Genomic DNA, 18,891 nt, shown 5'->3' on the forward strand with positions numbered 1-18,891 from the left:
TGCTCTTCGAGCAATGTGACAGTGAAAGTTACTCACATCCAATGCACCGTTTGTCCGCCAGTGAAACGCGTTCAGGTGACTTTAATCGTTTAAAAGATTGAAGCCGTATTGCCATCATCAATACGTGAATCAAAAACCGTTGCCCGCCCAAAGAAGGTCGGTACACATGCACAGATGATGTTTTTCGATCTGTGCAACTTGATCCATGCTATCTGATGCTCGCTACGAGTCAGGCGATGTTCTTCTGTGTATCACTATTAGGTGTTACACCCATGAAACGTATGTTGATTAATGCAACACATGCCGAAGAAATTCGCGTTGCACTTGTCACTGGTCAGCGTCTTTACGATTTTGACTTAGAGAATCGTACCCGTGAACAAAAAAAATCGAATATCTATAAAGGTCATGTGACTCGCGTAGAGCCGTCTTTAGAAGCTGTATTTGTTGAATACGGTGCAGGTCGTCAAGGTTTCTTGTCGATGCGCGAAATTGCTAACTCTTATTACAAAGCAGATCCTCGCCAAACTTCAAACATCCGCGAATTGATCACTGAAGGCACTGAGCTTTTAGTTCAAGTGGAAAAAGAAGAACGTGGTAATAAAGGTGCTGCCCTTTCTACATTTATCTCACTTGCTGGTCGTTATTTGGTCTTGATGCCAAACAACCCGAAAGGTGGCGGTATTAGCCGTCAAATTTCAGGTTCAGTTCGTGAAGAATTGAAAGAAATGTTGGCGTCTTTAAATATCCCTCGTGGCATGAGCGTGATTGTACGTACTGCAGGTATTGGTCGTTCTCAAGAAGAACTCCAACTTGACCTTCAACACTTGCTGGACCTTTGGGCACAAATCCAAAGCACATCAAGTTCTGGTCCATCACCAATGTTGGTTCACCAAGAAGCCGGTGTGGTTACACGTGCGATCCGTGACTATTTACGTGATGATGTTGCTGAAATTTTAATTGACTCTGAGCAAGCGTATAACGAAGCCTATAACTTTGTTAAAGCGGTGATGCCACGTCAAATCGACAAATTAAAAACCTATACGTTAAATGAACCGTTATTTGCTCATTTTGGTATCGAAAGTCAAATCCAAACTGCCTATGAACGTGAAGTAAAACTTCCTTCTGGTGGTTCAATTGTGATTGACCAAACTGAAGCATTGGTTTCAATTGATATTAACTCTGCAAAATCAACACGTGGTAGCGACGTAGAAGATACAGCGCTCAATACCAACCTTGAAGCTGCTGAAGAAATCGCTCGCCAATTACGTTTACGTGATATCGGTGGTTTGGTTGTGATCGACTTCATCGACATGACCAAAGACCGTAACCAACGTATGGTTGAAGCTAAACTTCGTGAAGCAACACAAAGTGACCGTGCACGTATCCAATTCGGTCAACTGTCACGCTTTGGTTTGATGGAAATGAGCCGTCAACGCTTACGTCCATCGCTTGAAGAAGCCACTGGTTATGTGTGCCCACGCTGTCATGGCACAGGTATGGTACGTGACCTACGTTCTTTATCACTTTCAATTATGCGTAAAGTGGAAGAAATTGCGCTACGCGAACGTCATGGTGAAGTTCAAGTTGAAGTGCCTGTTGAAATTGCTGCATTCTTATTGAATGAAAAGCGTCACAGCCTTGTATATCTTGAACAAACTTCAAATGTTCGTGTGACTGTACTTCCACACCCTCACCTAGAAACACCACATTACGAAATTTCGTATAACCCTGAAGGTTTTGCACCTACAAGCTATGAACGCACTGAAGCGACACGTTCTAGCGAAAAAGAATTGGGTTACGAAGCATCTGAATGGCATTTAGGTGAAGAACAGGCCGCTGCTGCTCAGCAACAAGCACCTGTACAACAACAAGAAAAAGGCCACAAAAAGAATAAGCAACAATCCGTTGCTGCTCAACAAGCACCTGCACAAGTTGCCGCTCCTGCAGCATCATCTAGTCCATGTGCATGGTTAGAAAACTTATTTGTTCAAAAACAAGCTGCAACCGTTGACCAGTCGCGTACTGCAAACAATGCCGCTGCTGCAATTGAACAAATGGTAAATAGCGGTGCTGCAAGCCGTGGCCAGTTTGGTCAAATTACCCCTGCATCGGCAGCGCCTGTTGTTGTCGTAGACAATAATGCTTACCTTGCGCCTTCTTCTGTTGTGCACAAACAAGAACGTGACAGCCATTCAGAAAAAGCTGACCGTGAAGAAAAACGTCACAACAAAAAGCGTACTAAGCATAAAGAACCACGTGAACAAGAAGCTCAACCGCATCAAGTTCATGAAGAAGTGTTACAACCTTCACGTCAAGATCGTCAAGAGCAGCGCAATAACGAAGCACGTCAAAACGAACGCCAAGAGCAACGTTCTGAACGTCAAGAACCGCGCCAAGACAACCGTCAAGACCAACGTGAAAACCGCCGTAACTCACGCCGTCAACACAACAACGAACAAGTACAGCAAGATGTTCAAAATAATGAGCAACCGCAGTCTGTTCCACGTCGTGACCGCAACAACCAACAACGTCCAAATCGCCCAAATCGCCACCGCGATCAAAGCGTATTGAACGAGCAAGTGATTGCTCAGGAAGTTGCAACTGAGCAACAATCTGAAAACCGCAATCAACGTCAACCTAAAGTTGAAGTTGTTGATGCACCACGTCAAGACGTGATACCAACAGCACTTGTAGTAAATGTTGATCAAGCTCAAAGCGAAATCGTAGCGCTAAATACTGCCCCAGCAGTTGAAAAACCTGTAGAAACCCCAGTAGTCCAAAAAGCCGCTGTCGTTGAAGCAGAAAAAGTGGAAAAACCTGCGACTGAAACAAAAGAAGTAGGACATAAACCACAGCATGCTCAGCAAAAACCGTCTCGTGCAAGCAATGACCCACGTCAACGCCGCCGCGAACAACGTGCAGCTCGCGCTCAACAAGCACAGGCTCCGAAAATTTCGCCATCTCAAGTGCCGACACTGGGTCAATACACTGTAAGCAGCTTGATTAAGCATGTATACGGTGAAGACTGCTCAGTACTGATTGAGCAATTTGGCTTAATTCCAACATTCAACCGTGCATTGCAAAAATTCACGGAAGAATATGCCGCGACTTTGACTGCACCTGCAGCTGAAGCAGCTGTAGAGAAAAAGCCTGTCACTCGTGATGTTCAAGTTACAAAAGCTGCACCTGAAGCTGAACCAGCGCCAATGTTGGATTTGACACCACCAAAGCCTGTGTCAGATAAACGTGTTGCTAATGACCCACGTGAGCGTCGTCGCCTTGCTAAACTTGCCGCTGAACAAGCGAAACAAGACCAAGCAAAAGCACATGCTGAGGTGGAAGCTACGCCTGTCGCAGACACTGCTATTGAGGCGCCTGTAGTTGCAGAAGCTAAAGCTGCTACAGTTGAAGCCAATGTATCCGACGTTGCAGGTCAAACTGAAGCACCTGAACCCGTTCAAGCTGAAGTACTGACACCCGTTCAAGCTGAACTGGATGTGAGTGCGCAGCCTGAAAAGACGGAAGAAGTGTCTGAAGCTCCTACTAAACCAGTAGAAGAAAAAGCTCAAGCCGTTGAAGCGGAAAAGAAAGTTGAGGTTCCTGTAGACGAAAACTCGGCCGCTGAAGGTGAAAAACCTGCACGCCCTCGTCGTCCTCGCGGTCGTCCACCGAAAAAAGCAAACACCGCAACTGAGCAGTAATTTGCTATTTTGCAGGTGAATAAAAAAATCCAGTCATTTCGGTGACTGGTTTTTTTTTGATACTTTTGTCAAATTAGGTTGATTGCACTAGATCGAAACGATTAAAAGACAATTGTAGAATTTGCTGCAAATTTCATTGCAAAGAAATAGACCGTATCGGATTACGAAAAATAAATAGGATTCACATGAGCCAAACTACACAACACGACCTTATTGGGATTGCTGATGTTGCAGCAAAAATTCCCGCGTTCATTAGCAAAGTACCCAACCTGTTGAGTGGTCTAAAGCAAGCCTATTTACGTACCCCAAATACTTCCGCAGGCTTGGGAATTGCATTTGAAAAAGCCGTAAAGCGTAATCCTAAAGGTTATGCGCTTTATTTTGAAGAGCAAAAATATACCTATAACGAACTCAATGAATGGGCCAATCAAATTGGTCACTATTACCTTGCACTCGGTGCAAAAAAAGGTGATGTGATTGCGGTGATGATCGAAAACCGATCTGAACTCGTTGCAACCATCGTGGCTTTAGCCAAAATTGGCGTCACCAGTGCCTTGGTAAACACCTCACAAGTCGGCAAAGTCCTGACACACAGCATCAACTTAGTGAACCCAATTGCGGTAATTGTGGGCGAAGAATGCCGCCAAGCCGTAGAAGATATTCGTGGTGATCTCAGTGTAGCTGCAGATCGTTTACATTGGTTCGCAGATCAAGCCACTCGTGTAGATGCCGGTCAAGCACCGAAAGGCTTCTTAAACCTTGCAGAAGCGATTGATGAATTTCCAAAATTCAACACACCCACCACTGCAAGTGTAAAAGGCAAAGACGGCCTATTTTATATCTACACCTCTGGGACAACAGGCTTACCTAAAGCGGTGATTTTCACCAACAGCCGTTGGACTTTGGCTTATGGAACATATGGTCACGTCCTTAATCTGAATAAAGATGATGTGATGTACGTAACTTTGCCGCTCTATCACGCTACAGGCACTGTAGTTTGTTGGTGTGGGGTGATTGCCGGTAGCGCCACCCTTGCCCTGCGTCGCAAGTTTTCCACCTCATCGTTTTGGAAAGATGTACAAAAGTTTGATGCGTCAGCCATTGGCTATGTGGGCGAACTTTGCCGTTATTTGATGGATGCTCCACATTCAGACCTTGAAAAAGGCCATCGTGTGAAAAAAATGATTGGTAACGGCATGCGACCAAACATTTGGGATAAGTTTAAAGAACGCTTTGGAGTCGAAGAAGTCCTTGAACTTTATGCTTCAAGTGAAGGCAACGTCGGCTTTAGTAATGTGTTTAACTTTGACAACACTGTTGGTTTTTCACCAACGCCTTATGCGATTATTCAGTTTGATAAAGAAAAAAATGAAGCTGTACATGATGCTAAAGGTCGCTGCATTAAAGTTAAAAAAGGTGAAGTTGGCTTACTCATCGGTAAAATTACCCGTCGCTCACCTTTTGATGGCTATACCGACACGGAAAAAAACAAATCCGTCATTATGAAAGATGTATTCAAGCATGGTGATTCATACTTCAACACTGGTGACTTGGTTCGAGACATTGGCTTCCGACATGCACAATTTGTCGACCGTCTAGGCGATACTTTCCGCTGGAAAGGTGAAAACGTTTCAACCACTGAAGTTGAAAACATGGTGAGTGAGTACGATAAAATTGCTGAAGCTGTGGTTTATGGCGTAGAAATTCCAAATACCAATGGCCGTGCAGGTATGGCTGCCATCACGCTCACCGATGGTGCCGAACTCAACGAACAAGATTGTAGTGAAATGGTTCTGCAATTTAAAAAATGCTTACCAGCGTATGCTGTACCGGTATTTTTACGTGTACAGAAAAAAGTCGAAACCACAGGTACGTTTAAATACCAAAAAAACAAGTTGAAAGAACAAGCTTTTGATCCCAAGCAAACAGATGAGCGAATCTTGGTTTTACTGCCGAACGCGAGTGCTTATTGTGACTTGACCCCTGAAATTTATAACAATATTCAGGCCTATCAATATCGTTTCTAAATCAAAGTGGCTCATTTTGACGACAATCACCCGTCAAAATGAGCCACATTGTTGTATTTATAATCAAACACAAGCAAGTTTATGATTTTTTACTTGCGCTTGAAGCAGATCTTGCTACAATACGCACCATCAAGCGAAATGGGTCGTTAGCTCAGTTGGTAGAGCAGTAGACTTTTAATCTATTGGTCCCGCGTTCGAGTCGCGGACGACCCACCATTTCCTTCGATACCACAAGATGGGTCGTTAGCTCAGTTGGTAGAGCAGTAGACTTTTAATCTATTGGTCCCGCGTTCGAGTCGCGGACGACCCACCATCTTTCTAAAATTCCAGTTTTAGATTAAAATCTTGTGCATACCCCCTAAGGGTCGTTAGCTCAGTTGGTAGAGCAGTAGACTTTTAATCTATTGGTCCCGCGTTCGAGTCGCGGACGACCCACCATTCTTTCTTAGGGCTTCTTTCTTCCGGCAGTTGAAGAAAAAGAAACCTGCAGGTTCCGACCAAGACAAACCATCACCATTATTGGTTTTGATTCGCCATTCTCGAAATTTTGCTATAGCGATGTTGCGAAGTATCATTCTTGTTTTGCTAGATGAAGTATTTGACCTGAAAACTTTAGATAACAAATATTCCCTAGTATTCAAAACTACGCGCTTCGTTTATCTTGCTAAAATTTTAAAATGCTCTTTTAAAATTTTCTCAGGGTTGTTAGCTCAGTTGGTAGAGCAGTAGACTCTTAATCTATTGGTCGTGGGTTCGAACCCCACACAACCCACCAATTCTGTTTAGTCTTAACTATGTCGTATTAATAATTCAATTTTTTATAAGCTAGTTGCATTCGATTAGCCAAGATCTGCGAATTTCACGCCGACACTCAAACGCAATTTATAATTTTATTTACTTCATTCGCAGTATTTAATTTGGGTCTTTCACCAAGGTATAGGCATGTTGAGGCTGAGGATAGCCTTTAGAAAATAATTCCTGATTTCGGTCGACTTCACCTTGACGAATTTTGTCTAAATCCATGGTGATTTTATTTTCATTAATCACATGATAATAAAAATTCACGCCTTCTTTTCGATGAACCACCAGCTCGGTATGTGCTTCATTAACACTCCACGTATCCTTACGGTATTTCACATTAATGCCTGGCGTATTGGTTTTTTCAGCAAACACTTTACCAATTTGAATAATACTGCGGTGTACCGTGCCATCTGGCAATAAGTTAAGAATAAACTCCGCATCGCCTTCTGGGCATGGAATAAAACTGTCATCGCATTTTACTTTGGTATGAAAACGTCCAATAAAAATTTTGGCATGCTCAGGAACAGGAGCAGGTTTTAATTCATCGTCATTCGGCAATGTCGCCTGCCCTGCCACTTGGGTTAATTTTTTTCCATGATCTTGCTTAGCTTGAACTTCCGATGCGACAGTTGATGCCGAACTTTCACCCTTATCCGCTGCGGGTTGAGGCGTTGGACTACAACCAATAAAAGAGAGGCTGAACACTCCTGCAAACACTGAAAGATATGCAAATTTCATCAAAAAAGGTGAAGCCGATGTTTTCATATAATGTGCCAAGACCAATCATTCATTGGTTTTTTCAGTTCTTGCTGACTTAATATTGTAATCAAAAAATCAACGCTGTATACATATATTTGCGATATATGTTAATCATATCTCATTGTTATCGTTGATATTTAATTAATACTCAAGCTATTTTAAAGGCAAACTAATCAAACCAATTCTTCAAATTACATAACTTTACTTAATTTTTTTTCTGCACCCTTTAAATCGCAAAGCTTGTCACCATTTCTATAATATGAATTTGGAAATATTCAAATTTATTCTTTTTTGAAGGAGACCTGAATGGCCAATGTTGGTTTATATCGCTCAAACCGCTCTAACATGATTGCTGGTGTGATGGGGGGTATTGCTGAACGTTTTGGTTGGAACGCAAATTTACTGCGCATTATTTTTATCTTTGTATCATGCTTAAGCGCAGCCTTTCCCGGTATTTTGGTGTACTTGGTTTTATGGTTAGTCATGCCTAAAGCACAAGATAACTTTTTCCGTACCAATGGCTATTCAGACCCTATTCGTACTGTGAATGATGACAGACGTTAAAATCCTTTGACCCAGTTTGGTCGCTACGGTTTCTCCCCCAAGATTCCGTAGCTTTTTTTTGCCTATATATTGGCAAAGCCATATTTAAGTCTGATGAATTTAAATCAAAGTTTAAGGCTTAAGATTTTGTTTGCTGATTTAACTGTTGATATAAGGCGGCAATCATATCGGCACGGCTAATCATTCCCACCAACCGTTTTTGCTCAACAACTGGAATATAATTAAAAGATCTTTCCACAAAATATGGCACCAAGTCTTCAATCGGCTGATCCGGCTGCACGGTCACCACTTTGGGATTCATAATTTGATAAACGTGATTTTCCCAACTGGCTTTGGGGTCTGCGGCACGTTTAAACCATTCCACTACATCATATAAAGCCAAATTTCCCACCAAGCGATCCAAATCACTCACCACAGGCAAACTCATCAAATTGACTTGTTTAAACTTTTCCAATGCTGACTGAATATCATCTTCTGCACGCAGGGTAATCACTTGCTGACTCATGATGTCACGACAATGAAACTGGCTTAGGCCACGACGACTGGCTAATTGCTGTGCTTCTAAAATAATTTTTTGTAAGTCATATTCACTAATATCAAGCAACTGACTTTGCTGTTCTAAGACTTGCTGAATATCCGCTGGCTGAATCGACACTTTTTGTGTCGGTGTTGGATCTGTCGTCCGAGTATTGACTTGTGCTTTTTGTGGATACTGCTTGCCTAGTAATCGGTTATAAATGATAGCAACCACCATCAAGAGGACCGAATTTAAAAGGACTGGATAAAAAAGAAAGGCATAGCCTAAATCATGGACTGCGTCTCCGCCCAATACCGCTGTAATCGCCACGGCTCCACTTGGTGGATGCAATGAGTCTGTGGTCATCATTAAGATAATCGCTAATGCAACCGCGATACTAAATGCTTCGGTTAAATTAGGAATAAACATCGCACACGTCACGCCAATCAAGGCCGCAAGACTATTACCGACTACCATATTCCACGGCTGTGCCAATGGGCTGGCAGGTACCGCAAAGAGCAGTACAGATGATGCACCCATCGGTGCGATGTACCATGCATTTAAGTCACCTAGCGCCAGCCAACTGATCAGCGAAGAAATACTCAGGCCCAGCAAAGCACCTACCCCACACAGGATGCGGTCTTTTAAAGGCAGAACTTTAAAGTTGGGTTTAAGCGTATTGAGCCAAGCTGATTTTGCGTGAAACATGGTCATGCCTGATTTTTTGAGGATGAGAAATTATAGGAGATTTAGTCCTAAAATTTCATCAGCATCAGATGGAATTTTAAGGTTATTCTATTTTAACGTTCATATCCCATAGCTTTTACCCTCTTACTAATCCACAATATTTTTGCATTTATTTAAATAAGTTTCTTCTTCTTCCAATTTGAGACCAAAGACAGGTTGAATCGGTATTTCATCCGTTCTGTAATAGCATTTTTCACGCCATTTTATCGCCTCTTCCTCATCTTGAGGCAGTCCATTTAAACCGTGATAATAATTTTGAAACATATTCTCAAGACCTTGTGAATATCCTAAATTACCTGACTTAATGTACCATTCGGTTGAGATTTTTCCATTTTTTTCAACTCCTAATCCTCTTTGGTAAAGTACACCCAAATTGTTCATTGCTGCTGGATTACCTTGAGCAATCGCCTTTTCATACCAATATTTAGCTTGTTGAAAATCAACTTCTGTACCTAATCCTGAATGATAGGACTCTCCAAGTTTAAACTGAGCATCAGCATTACCCGACTCGGCAGACTCTTTTACTAATCTAAAAATTTCAGGATACAGCTCTGGATCATGCTTATATGCATAAAGTCTTGCTAAATTTAATTTGGCGAGTGGACTTCCTTGCTGAGATGCTTTTTCAAATAGTTTTTCGATTTTTATGTCTTGTTCAGTCGGCTGATCATTTTCATCCTCATCTCGATTTCTAACGCCTTCATAGATATTTTTATAGTAGAGTAAAGCAGCATAGCGATTTAAATCATCGCCTTTAAGTTCCTGTGTCTTGTATTTAAAAGCAGCTTTAAGATAGTTAAGGTTATTTTTTACACTCGAAAAACCGATAAAAATCAGAAAAACGACACCAAGTAGGAGGTAATATTTTTTTAAGCTCATAATTTTATAGATTTTTTCAAATAATTTTTAAATTTTACTTACATATATTTCATCAAAACACGGTTCATTATGTATAAGATTCATTATCTAGACAATCACTTGTTTAAAATTTAAAATGTTTAAATCGAAAAATTATATAAAATACAGATAATGAATACAGAAAAACCTTTTAATTTCAAACCTAAAGAAGCACTTATTTTATCACCACTTATTCCTATACTACTTTTCATTGGATATTTTTTAATTAATGGTTCATTCAAGCTTGATGTTTTAGAAATTGTAGGAACTTTTGCTGGAATTTATTACGTTATCTTGTATCCAATTTTACTTAAAATTTGCCAAATTCTTATAGCCAAAAAATTATTTATTTTTCCTTTTATATGGTTAGGTGCGCATCTAACCCTAGTCATGATCTACTTTTTCATTACAACTTTTCAAAATTTCTACTATGGATTTCCAATTTTCGAATCTGTTGGTCGAACAGTGTGGGACACAGCATTTTCCTTATTCATAGCGATCGTTAGTTTTGTTCTTTCCATTATTTTTTGGAGTTTTTCAACATTGCAACCAAAGCTAAAACTCAAAAAATAAATAGCGCTATTAAAATCTTAAAAGGAACCAAGTAGCCTTTGCCACTCCTCTGCAAAATCCTTATACTTAGAGCCAATTTTTCACTAATTTTAATGGATGCTACATGAGTCGCGCCATATCGCATATTGATACATTTCAAGGCTTAATTCTTGCCTTACAAAACTACTGGGCTGAACAAGGTTGTGTAGTGTTACAACCTTACGATATGGAAATGGGTGCAGGGACATTCCACACTGCAACTTTCCTACGTGCTTTAGGCCCTGAAACTTGGAACGCGGCTTATGTTCAGCCTTCTCGTCGTCCTAAAGATGGCCGTTATGGTGAGAACCCGAATCGTCTACAACACTACTACCAATTCCAAGTCGTGTTGAAACCAAACCCAGACAACATCCAACAGTTGTACTTAGATTCATTAAAAGCCATTGGTATTGATACCCTTGTTCACGACATTCGTTTCGTGGAAGACAACTGGGAATCTCCAACACTGGGTGCTTGGGGCTTAGGTTGGGAAGTTTGGTTAAACGGTATGGAAGTGACTCAGTTCACTTACTTCCAACAAGTCGGTGGTGTTGAGTGCTACCCTGTGACAGGTGAAATCACTTACGGTCTAGAACGTCTAGCGATGTACCTCCAAGGTGTAGACTCAGTTTACGATTTAGTTTGGACCAAAGGTCAATTCGGTACAGTGACCTATGGCGATGTGTTCCACCAAAATGAAGTTGAACAATCAACTTATAACTTCGAATATGCCAACGTTGAAAAAATGTTTGAGCTATTTGACTTCTATGAAGCTGAAGCAACTCGCTTGATGGAAGCGGAACTTCCACTTCCTGCATACGAACAAGTGATTAAAGCATCTCATAGCTTTAACTTGCTTGATGCACGTGGCGCAATTTCAGTAACTGAACGTCAACGTTACATTTTACGTGTACGTACATTGGCTCGTGCGATTGCCCAAAGTTATGTCGCTGCGCGTGCGAAGCTTGGCTTCCCGATGGCAGAACCAGCTTTACGTGACGAAGTCCTTGCTCAACTTAAAGCACAAGTTGAAGCGGAAGCAAAAGTAGAATCTAAGGAGAGCAAATAATGTCTAAACATACAGTATTGTTCGAATTAGGCTGCGAAGAACTTCCACCAAAAAGCTTAAAAAAATTACGTGATGCGCTTCATGCAGAAACGGTAAAAGGTTTAAAAGACGCAGGTCTAGCATTCGACTCAATCGAAGCATATGCAGCACCACGTCGCCTTGCATTGAAAATTGTCAATGTAGACGGTGCACAAGCAGACACACAAAAACGTTTTGATGGCCCTGCTAAACAAGCAGCGTTTGATGCCGAAGGCAAACCAACTAAAGCGCTTGAAGGCTTTATGCGCGGTCAAGGCATTACGGTTGATCAAGTTTCAACTTTCCAAGCAGGTAAAGTTGAAAAAGTGTGCTACTTAAAAGATGTAAAAGGTCAAAGCCTTGATGTTTTACTTCCACAAATTTTACAAGCCGCTTTAGACAACTTGCCAATTGCAAAACGCATGCGTTCTGCTGCAAGCCGTACTGAGTTTGTACGTCCTGTAAAATGGGTTGTTTTGTTGAAAGACAGTGATGTAATTGAAGCAACCATTCAGGATCACCAAGCAGGTAACGTGACTTATGGTCACCGTTTCCATGCTCCTGAAGCAATTACACTTGCAAATGCCGATGCTTATCTTGATGCCCTGCGTACTGCAAAAGTGATTGCAAACTTTGAAGAGCGCCAAGCCATCATCGACCAACAAGTCAAAGCTTTGGCTGATGAAGTAAATGCCATTGCGATTGTCCCTGCGGACTTACGTGACGAAGTAACAGCATTGGTTGAATGGCCAGTTGCGCTTCGTGCAAGCTTTGAAGAACGTTTCCTTGCTGTGCCGCAAGAAGCGTTGATTACAACGATGCAGGACAACCAAAAGTACTTCTGCTTAGTAAATGCCGACAATAAGCTTCAACCTTACTTCATTACCGTTTCAAACATTGAGTCGAAAGATCCGTCTCAAATTATTGAAGGTAACGAAAAAGTCGTTCGTCCACGTTTGTCAGATGCTGAATTCTTCTTCTTACAAGACCAAAAGCAACCGCTTGCAGCTCGTAAAGAGAAACTTGCAAACATGGTGTTCCAAGCAGAACTTGGCACCCTATGGAACAAGTCTGAACGTATCGCGACTTTGGCTGTTGCACTTTCTGCAATCACTGGGGCAAACCCAGCAGATGCTGAAAAAGCTGCGCTTCTTGCTAAATGTGACTTAACCTCTGAGTTAGTGGGTGAGTTCCCAGAGCTTCAAGGTATTGCCGGTACTTACTACGCACGTATTGAAGGCGAAAATGATGAAGTTGCTGAATCTTTAGGTGAACAATACTTACCTAAATTTGCAGGTGACGTTTTACCAAAAACCAAGACCGGTACAACGCTTGCGCTTGCTGACCGTCTAGATACATTGACAGGTATTTTTGGTATTGGTCAGGCACCGACAGGTTCTAAAGACCCGTTTGCACTACGTCGTTCTGCGATTGGTATTTTGCGTCTTGTGACTGAAAATGATTTAGACGTTTCGATTGAAGATCTAATCAAACTTGCACTTGCTGCCTATGGCGATGTATTGAAAGATCACGATAAGACTTTAGCAGATGCTGTTGCATTCCTTGAAGGTCGTTACCGTGCGAAATACGAAGACCAAGGCGTGGCTGTAGATGTGATTCAAGCGGTTCAAGCACTTTCTCCAAAATCGCCACTTGATTTTGATAAACGTGTAAATGCGGTAAATCATTTCCGTGACTTACCTGAAGCTGCTGCACTTGCTGCTGCAAACAAACGTGTCGCAAACATTCTTGCAAAAGAAGCTGCACCTGAAGGAAGCGTTGTTGAAGCCAACTTGGTTGAAGATGCTGAAAAAGCATTGTTCGCTGAACTTGCGAAAATCACACCTGTGGTTGAGCCGTTATTTGCTGCGAAGGACTACACTGCTGCCCTTTCTGCGCTTGCTGCACTTCGTGCGCCAGTCGATGCATTCTTTGACGGTGTAATGGTAATGGCCGATGATGCTGACCTGAAAGCAAACCGTTTACGTATGCTTGCACAGCTTCGTGACTTGTTCACGAAAGTGGCTGATATTTCAGTGTTACAGCACTAAGTTTAAGTATTCATTAAAAACCCGCTTTAGAGCGGGTTTTTTTATGCCATTTGAAATCTAGGTAGAATCCTGTTAGAAATAGCGGGATTTTTTGATAAGAACAATATATGAAAAGTATTACAGTCAATCATCCTTACCGCCCAGATCTCTATCTTTTTATCTTACATGCAGTCCTGATGGCATGCAGCTTTTACCTTTGGAAGGTTTATCCATATATTCAAAACAAGCCAGATATGGGGGCTTTATTCTTTTTGATTATTTCTGTTTTGGGTGGATTTATTGGAATCATCATCGTTGCGGTGACTTTGCCCAGATTAGACCGCACTGTGCGTTACTTAACGCTTTCAAAATTTGTTTTAAGTTTGGTGTATTGGTTGTCGAGCACAACCATTTTCGTTTTATTTGGCAGTACTAAATTTATATTCAATAACCCCCTTGTGCTATTTGTCTTTGTTTTTCTATTTTTTAGCAGTCTGTATTTTTCAATAATTCGTGTTGCTGATATGCGTAAGAAAGACTGGCTCATTATCGGTGGAGTATTGGGGGGACTGATGCTGTTGTTCTTTTTGCCAAAACTTTAATCGCTAAATAAACCAGCTAAGGCTTCATTGTATATTTAGGATAACGTGCTGATACTCAATGAGACCGTTTGAAATATTAGTTAAATCACCAAGCGAAATCACTTCTTAATACATCAATGTGAAAAAGATCTGCTGTTGCATACAATATCTCGTTTTAAATAAAGATGAATAAAACTTGAGCAAATAAATCTCGGCATGCTAAAAATAACTCAACCTGAATAAAATGAAATACCAATGATGAATAAAAAATTACTTAGCTTTGGACTATTGATTCTATCTTTTTCTTCTGCAAATGCTGGAACGGAAATGACTCATTCCCAAATCAGCATTTCTTCACCCGATACCGTTGCAAGTTATGATTGCGCAGGACGCTCAGTGAATATTCCTGCTCCAGATAGCCGTATTACTCTAAAAGGCAGTTGCCCGATGATTACTGTTGCAGGTCCAAATACAACGGTCTATGTAGAATCAGTCAATAAAATCAATATTTATGGACCAAATTCGAAAGTGTATTATCAAAAAAGCACCCATCCATCACGCCAAGTCAGCATCAATGCCGTTGGTCCAGGAAGTGCAGCCTATAAACGTTAAATATTAAGTGAATGAAGTTGAATTTAGGCTTAAGACTTAAATCTATAGCCAATAATTCACCAATTCCCTATACTCAATCCAACAACACTCAACAAGAATGAAACTTATGAAATTGAAAGCATTCCTTTTGACTGGTCTTGCGGGTCTAACACTTTCTGCATGTACATCTGCACCAACGATTCCACAACTTGAAACAGGTGTATTACAAGAAGTTCAAAACATTGATGTCTACCCAGATACCACAGATAACAAAGCAAAACTGACTAAATTTGTAGATAAATGCGTGATTGAATTTACAGGCAATTTAGAAGAAGCAAAATCGGTTGAACAATGGTCATTTAAAGGCTTAACCCTAATTTCAGGTGGTACAGCAACCTTTGCTAAAGATGGTACAAGTTCAGCGCACAATTTTGATTTAAATGCAGCGGATGTACAGAAAAACTTCCTTGCATTACGCGGTCATTTTGCAAAAGATGCGCTTACACAATGTGAATAAATAATAAAAACCATATCTCCAAAATGGAGGTATGGTTTCATTTTTCCTTGAATCTTGCACAATAATTCGTTCAAACCCATAATTTTTAATCATGAAAATCGTAACTGGCACCACACCACAGCAACGCGCAAAACACATATAAGCCACTGTATTTTCATAAAATTACAATAATGCATTAACTTAACCAAGTTTCCACACTTCAAACTTCCGCGTATCTGAGCTGTTATTGCATTGTGTGACTTATCGCACAAAACCACTTTTTGCTTTTTTTTACTCTTAAGATGTCCTCTGCTCCAAAAGCGCAAATGCTGAGTGCAACAGCAGCGTTCAATAAAAGAGGACAAATGCAAAGATGAAACCTTTATTTAAAACAACACTGATCACCGCAGCATTATTCGCAACCACCCCACTATTTGCGAACACCGCAGTAGAAGCCAATGCGAAAGTTGAAACACAGCAACCGTCTGTACTGCAAAATCTAAAACAAGACATTAATCAGTCTGCACATAAAGCAGGTGATAAAATTGAAAAAGGTGTCGATAAGACCAAAACATTCACTCAAGAAAAATGGCAAGACACCAAAGAATTTAGTACAGACAAAAAGCAAGATGCAAAAAATAAATGGGCTGAACTAAAACAGTCTAAAGATGAAAAGTCAGATGCAGCGAAAGCCAAGATCGATGCCAAAGCTGAGCAAAACAAAGCTAAGCTTGATGAGCGTAAAGCACAGCTCGATGAAAAAGCTGCAAAAGACAAAGCAAAACTTGATGAACGTAAAAGCAATGTCGACAATAAAGTTGATCAAACCAAGAGCTATTTAGGTGCAAAAGCTCAGGAAGGTCGCCAATTTGCCAGTGAAAAATGGCAACAAACCAAAGCGAATTTCCAAAAAGGTCAAGAAGCCAATGTGAGTGGCAGTAGCAATGTACAGTTGCAAACGCCTGTCGCACAAGCTGAAGTCCATAGCTCACATGAAGCCAGCTTAGGTGCTCACAAATAAGTAAACTGGCTTTCATACCCTCTCCTCCAGAGAGTAGGCTCACCCTTCGGTGGGCCTTTTTTACCTTATGCAAAATACAACCGTGTACAAAGCTGTCATTTGCTGTATTGATTTTGCTACGGCAAGTTTTTTTCGCTGCAATTTTTCCTATAATGCGTTAAAACCATTCATCAGATAGAAAATCTATAAAATTCAGAGGTGAAGCTGTGAAGATTTCATTAAAAGCAACGTTATGCCTAAGCTTAATATTCACGACACCCATGCTTTGGGCACAAGATAACACAGCAGCGCAAAGTACTGAGCAACAAGCGAAAAAGCCTGTGAGCCCTTATGGTGATAATCCAAATTTATTGCATGTGTGGGCCTATAAAGCCCAAGAAGGCGTGGTCGGTGCTGCTAAAAATATTGGCGAAATGACTGAACGTGGAATTTCTAAAATTAAGCCTTCGGTTGACCAAGCTTGGGACAATACGAAAACTGCTACACAAAATACAGTACAACAGGTTGATCAGGGCGCACAGCAAGCCACCCAAAACGTCAATGAAAAATTGAAGCAAACCCGTGAAAATATCACAGGCAAAACCAGCCAACCTGCGCCCATCAGCCAACAGTCGTTGAGTGAACCGTCTTCAGGTAATACGATTAATACAGCTCCAAGCAACAATGCGGGGCAAAATAACAATCAATATCCTCAAAGTAGCTATCCTTCGAGTTCGACGTCTACAACCTATCCTGTGACTGATTTATAATTTAACACTACATTTAAAAGCTCAACTTTGGTTGGGCTTTTTTAAAACCAAAATTAAATACTTTTGGTCTTTGGCCTATGCCTATAAAAACAATGAATTAATGAGAAAAAAATGCGAATTTTATTTGGTATCTTGCTTGGCATTCTGCTCTGTGTTGGCTCTGTGATTGGCTTACAACGTTTTCCACAATTGTTGAAAAGTTATCCACAGTTGCAGACTATTTTTCCCCAATTGTACGATTCATACCAATATAACCATGATGCCGAAGGTAAATTATTACAAACCTTAGAGATGCTAGATGACGAAGAATACAAATCGACTGAAGGCAATGAAGCGACACTGTATCAACTCGATGATCAATGCAAAATAAACCTCTATGTTTTTGGTGAATCCTATCAAAGCCTAACAAGTTATTATTTTCACAAAGGTCAGATTATACGTGCCTATGAAACATATCTGACCTATCCAAACGGTGGCTTTTACGCTGAACCCAATACCAAAGAGCCTTTTAAACTCGAAAAAAGTTATTTACGAATCATGATGCCAAACAGTATCAAGACTGAACTTGAATTTGAGCGGATCAAAAATCATTTCAAACCAGCCCTCATTAAAGCCTGTTAATGCTATGCATATTTACCAACAAAAGTATCACCAAGCTGTAAAAGTGTTATCGCTTACAGATATAACGCAAGTACGGTCAATGCCATACAGAGCTGTAAAAGCATCAATCCAACACAGAAAAAGCAGTGTTAATGACAAAATTTAATTGACCTGACGACGAGGATGGCCCGCTTTAAAGGCTTCTACATTTTCCACCAATTGCTGCACAATGCGTTGTCGCGCATCGACGCTTCCCCATGCACTATGTGGGGTAATGATTAAATTTGGAATACTTGGATCGAGCAACACATTACCCTGCTTAGGTGGCTCAACCGTCAAGACATCGGTTGCCGCACCTGCAATCTTTCCTGATTTCAATGCCTCGGCTAATGCAGTTTCATTGACAACACCACCTCGTGCGCAATTGATCACAAAGGCCGATGCTTTCATTTGAGCCAAGCTTTCATGATTGAGTAAATCACGAGTTTCATCAGTTAAAGGACAATGCAAACTCAGAAAATCGACCTGCGCTAACATCTCAGAAAAGGCCACTCGCTCAGCCACCATAGGTCGATTCGGTAGCGCGCCAATCATAATTTTCATGCCAAACGCTTTAGCCAAATGTGCCACGGCTTGACCCAATTCGCCATAGCCGACAATCCCCAAAGTCTTACCAGCCAACTCAATAATTGGAAAATCCAGTAAGCAGAACTGATCCGCTTTTTGCCAATTTCCCTGTTGAACCGCCCGATCATACTGTCGAAATGATGTCGCCAAGTTCAACATTAACATCAAGGTATGCTGTGCAACCGCAGCGGTGCCATAAGCTTGGCAATTACACACCACGATGCCTTGTTGCTGTGCGTGTACAAGGTCAACGTTATTGGTGCCAGTGGCAGAAATTAAAATCAGTTTTAATTGCGGATTGAGCTGCATGTGCTCAGCATTGATGTGTACTTTATTGCTGATAATCACATCAGCCTCTTGTATGCGCTGAGCAACCTCTGCAGCCATTGTTGCGGGATAGAGCGTCAAGTCATCAAACTGTGCTTCTAGTCCGCTAAAATCTAAGTCCTGTTTATCTAGAGACTGATAATCTAGAAATACCGCTTTCATGGCTGCTTCCCTTCTG

Annotated in this window: 16 protein-coding genes and 4 tRNA genes; 16 read left to right on the plus strand and 4 right to left on the minus strand. The window is 41.1% G+C overall.

All coding sequences use genetic code 11. The annotated features are described in order from the left end of the window. Positions 1-272: 272 nt before the first annotated feature. The 6 genes from LXF01_RS14450 (at position 273) to LXF01_RS14475 (ending at position 6,503) form a co-directional block, all read left to right on the plus strand. Complete coding sequence (locus LXF01_RS14450) at positions 273-3,701, plus strand: Rne/Rng family ribonuclease (RefSeq protein ID WP_233945488.1); 3,429 nt, start codon at positions 273-275, stop codon at positions 3,699-3,701. Between the two features lie 185 nt (positions 3,702-3,886). Continuing rightward, the gene (locus tag LXF01_RS14455) at positions 3,887-5,728 is read left to right on the plus strand and encodes a long-chain-acyl-CoA synthetase (protein WP_233944612.1); all 1,842 of its coding nucleotides are present in this window, start codon (positions 3,887-3,889) and stop codon (positions 5,726-5,728) included. 140 nt (positions 5,729-5,868) lie between these two features. Continuing rightward, positions 5,869-5,944 (plus strand) — tRNA-Lys (locus tag LXF01_RS14460). Between the two features lie 21 nt (positions 5,945-5,965). Further along, a tRNA-Lys gene (locus tag LXF01_RS14465) sits at positions 5,966-6,041 on the plus strand. Positions 6,042-6,090: 49 nt separating this feature from the next. Beyond that, positions 6,091-6,166, plus strand: a tRNA-Lys gene (locus LXF01_RS14470). A 261-nt stretch (positions 6,167-6,427) separates the two neighbouring features. Next, a tRNA-Lys gene (locus LXF01_RS14475) sits at positions 6,428-6,503 on the plus strand. A gap of 137 nt (positions 6,504-6,640) precedes the next feature. On the opposite strand, the gene LXF01_RS14480 is transcribed toward LXF01_RS14475, so the two are convergent. Then, positions 6,641-7,294, minus strand: a complete 654-nt coding sequence (locus LXF01_RS14480; RefSeq protein ID WP_233944613.1) for a hypothetical protein — start codon at positions 7,292-7,294, stop codon at positions 6,641-6,643. Between the two features lie 300 nt (positions 7,295-7,594). Here LXF01_RS14480 and LXF01_RS14485 point away from each other — a divergent pair, with 300 nt between their 5' ends. Then, positions 7,595-7,852 carry a PspC domain-containing protein gene (locus LXF01_RS14485; RefSeq protein WP_078189754.1) on the plus strand — a complete coding sequence of 86 codons (258 nt, stop codon included), beginning with the start codon at positions 7,595-7,597 and terminating at the stop codon, positions 7,850-7,852. A gap of 118 nt (positions 7,853-7,970) precedes the next feature. On the opposite strand, the gene LXF01_RS14490 is transcribed toward LXF01_RS14485, so the two are convergent. Then, a complete protein-coding gene (locus LXF01_RS14490; RefSeq protein ID WP_233944614.1) occupies positions 7,971-9,077 on the minus strand; it encodes an HPP family protein in 1,107 nt (368 codons plus the stop codon). 126 nt (positions 9,078-9,203) lie between these two features. Then, positions 9,204-9,995 (minus strand): tetratricopeptide repeat protein, encoded by a 792-nt coding sequence (locus LXF01_RS14495; protein WP_078189755.1) that lies wholly within the window; start codon positions 9,993-9,995, stop codon positions 9,204-9,206. A gap of 150 nt (positions 9,996-10,145) precedes the next feature. Between LXF01_RS14495 and LXF01_RS14500 the strand changes: the two genes are divergently transcribed. From LXF01_RS14500 to LXF01_RS14540, 9 genes are all read left to right on the plus strand, one after another. After that, entirely contained in the window at positions 10,146-10,586 is a 441-nt protein-coding gene (locus tag LXF01_RS14500) for a hypothetical protein (RefSeq protein WP_180010262.1), read from the plus strand. Between the two features lie 103 nt (positions 10,587-10,689). After that, positions 10,690-11,673, plus strand: coding sequence for a glycine--tRNA ligase subunit alpha (glyQ, locus tag LXF01_RS14505; protein WP_078192785.1), 984 nt, complete (start codon positions 10,690-10,692; stop codon positions 11,671-11,673). After that, positions 11,673-13,742 (plus strand): glycine--tRNA ligase subunit beta, encoded by a 2,070-nt coding sequence (gene glyS / locus LXF01_RS14510; RefSeq protein ID WP_233944615.1) that lies wholly within the window; start codon positions 11,673-11,675, stop codon positions 13,740-13,742. The genes glyQ and glyS overlap by 1 nt, the downstream gene beginning before the upstream one ends. 107 nt (positions 13,743-13,849) lie before the next feature. Continuing rightward, on the plus strand, positions 13,850-14,323 hold the full coding sequence (locus LXF01_RS14515) for a hypothetical protein (RefSeq protein WP_180084737.1): 474 nt from the start codon (positions 13,850-13,852) through the stop codon (positions 14,321-14,323). A 234-nt stretch (positions 14,324-14,557) separates the two neighbouring features. Next, the gene (locus LXF01_RS14520) at positions 14,558-14,914 is read left to right on the plus strand and encodes a DUF3060 domain-containing protein (protein ID WP_180115915.1); all 357 of its coding nucleotides are present in this window, start codon (positions 14,558-14,560) and stop codon (positions 14,912-14,914) included. 106 nt (positions 14,915-15,020) lie between these two features. Continuing rightward, positions 15,021-15,410 (plus strand): hypothetical protein, encoded by a 390-nt coding sequence (locus LXF01_RS14525; protein WP_078189759.1) that lies wholly within the window; start codon positions 15,021-15,023, stop codon positions 15,408-15,410. Positions 15,411-15,762: 352 nt separating this feature from the next. Next, a complete protein-coding gene (locus LXF01_RS14530) occupies positions 15,763-16,410 on the plus strand; it encodes a hypothetical protein (protein ID WP_233944616.1) in 648 nt (215 codons plus the stop codon). 260 nt (positions 16,411-16,670) lie between these two features. Next, positions 16,671-17,159 (plus strand): hypothetical protein, encoded by a 489-nt coding sequence (locus tag LXF01_RS14535; RefSeq protein ID WP_078189761.1) that lies wholly within the window; start codon positions 16,671-16,673, stop codon positions 17,157-17,159. Between the two features lie 111 nt (positions 17,160-17,270). Continuing rightward, positions 17,271-17,780, plus strand: a complete 510-nt coding sequence (locus LXF01_RS14540; protein WP_233944617.1) for a hypothetical protein — start codon at positions 17,271-17,273, stop codon at positions 17,778-17,780. Positions 17,781-17,921: 141 nt separating this feature from the next. On the opposite strand, the gene LXF01_RS14545 is transcribed toward LXF01_RS14540, so the two are convergent. After that, entirely contained in the window at positions 17,922-18,875 is a 954-nt protein-coding gene (locus tag LXF01_RS14545) for a 2-hydroxyacid dehydrogenase (protein WP_233944618.1), read from the minus strand. Positions 18,876-18,891 lie beyond the last annotated feature (16 nt).

This window comes from Acinetobacter sp. SH20PTE14, assembly GCF_021391555.1.
Lineage (GTDB): Bacteria > Pseudomonadota > Gammaproteobacteria > Pseudomonadales > Moraxellaceae > Acinetobacter > Acinetobacter amyesii.